The following is a 1704-nucleotide window of genomic DNA, read 5'->3' as shown; positions in this document are numbered from 1 at the left end:
GCCATAGACAGCGAGGTTGCGCCTTTCGGCCTCCAGCAATCGTGCCGAGATGTGCTCCGCTTCGCCATGGTCGACGAGCATGGCGGCAAAGCGCTTTTCCGTCAGCCGGAAGAACTGCTCGTTCTGCCACAACGTGTCGTCGGCGTCGAAGCCGATCGTCGTCAGTTTGTCATTGCGCCGCATTGAACGCCTCGATTGGAATTGGGACGGCCGAAACTAAGCCGATTGGCGTGATTTTCAACCGCACCGGGCAATGCCCGACGCGGCTCCCCTTCCCTTCCATAGGAGGGCACGGCTATACTCCACAATCCGCAACCCAATCTGGTGAATGATGCCGCCTGCAAAAAAGGAAGTCCGTCCGTCGAGCCGCGGAGGACGCGCCCGCACGCCTGCCTTCGTGAAAAACCAACGAGGCGTCAAGAACTGGAAGGAAGTCAGCGCCTGGCTGGAATGGCGCGGCATCGAGGACATCGAGTGCATCACGCCCGATCAGGCAGGCGTCGCGCGTGGCAAGATGATGCCATCGAAGAAATTCACCTCCAACACCTCGCTGGCGCTGCCGTCGGCAGTCTTCATGACGACGATATCCGGCGGCTACCCCGAGGATGGCAACGGCTTCCACTACCCCGAAGACGACGGCGACCTCAAACTGATGCCCGACCTGTCGACGCTGACGGTGGTGCCCTGGGAAGAAGACCCGACGGCCGCGGTCATCTGCGACCTCGTCCACCAAGACGGACGCTCGGTCGAGTTCACGCCGCGCAACGTGTTGAAGCGTGTGGTGGCCGCCTATGACAAGCTCGGCCTGAAGCCAGTGGTGGCGCCCGAGATCGAGTTCTACCTGGTGCGCAAGAATCCCGACCCGGACTATCCGCTGACCCCGCCGGTTGGCCGGTCGGGACGCGCGATCGGCGGCGGCGCCGGCTATTCGATCGCCGGCGTCAACGAATTCGACGAACTGATCGACGACATCTATCATTTCTCCGAAAGCCAGGGCCTGGAGATCGATACGCTGATCCACGAGGAAGGTGCCGGCCAGTTGGAGATCAATCTACGCCATGGCGACCCGATCGAACTGGCCGACCAGGTGTTCATGTTCAAGCGCACCATTCGCGAGGCGGCGCTGAAGCACGAGATCTACGCCACCTTCATGGCCAAGCCGATCCAGGGGCAACCCGGCTCCGCCATGCACATCCATCAGTCGATCATCGACAAGAAGACCGGACAGAACATCTTTTCGGCCGCTGACGGCTCGGAAACCGACGATTTTTTCCACTTTATCGGCGGCATGCAGAAGCATGTGCCGAACGCGCTGGTGATGTTCGCGCCCTATGTCAATTCCTACCGCCGGCTGACACAGGCGGCGTCGGCGCCGGTCAACAACAAATGGGGCTATGACAACCGCACCACGGCGTTTCGCGTGCCACGTTCGGATCCGGCGGCACGGCGCGTCGAAAACCGCATCCCGTCCTCCGATGCCAACCCCTATCTGGCGCTGGCGGCATCGCTTGCCTGCGGGCTGATCGGCATCACCAACAAGATCAAGGCCGAGCCCCCGGTCCTGACAACGGCCAATGCCGACGAGATCGACCTGCCGCGCGGCCTGCTCGAAGCCGTCGACCTGTTCGAGGGCGACGAGGAACTCTGCGCTCAGCGGGGCAAGTCGTTCGCCGCGACCTATGCGGCGAACGACTTGCCCAGATG

General features: G+C 62.2%; 1 protein-coding gene and 1 pseudogene. One reads left to right on the top strand and one right to left on the bottom strand.

The annotated features are described in order from the left end of the window. Positions 1–183: pseudogene (locus EN991_RS35185) on the bottom strand (HAD family hydrolase); the annotation flags it as partial. A gap of 145 nt (positions 184–328) precedes the next feature. On the opposite strand from EN991_RS35185, the gene EN991_RS35180 reads away from it, so the two are divergent. Continuing rightward, positions 329–1704 (top strand): glutamine synthetase family protein (locus EN991_RS35180; protein WP_164769625.1); only part of this gene is annotated, 1376 nt, incomplete at its 3' end.

The organism is Mesorhizobium sp. M7A.F.Ca.US.005.03.2.1, from assembly GCF_003997795.1.
GTDB classification, from domain to species: Bacteria; Pseudomonadota; Alphaproteobacteria; order Rhizobiales; family Rhizobiaceae; genus Mesorhizobium; species Mesorhizobium ciceri.
The sequence above is the reverse complement of the archived record's forward strand: the minus strand, read 5'-3'. Positions and strand labels throughout refer to the sequence as shown.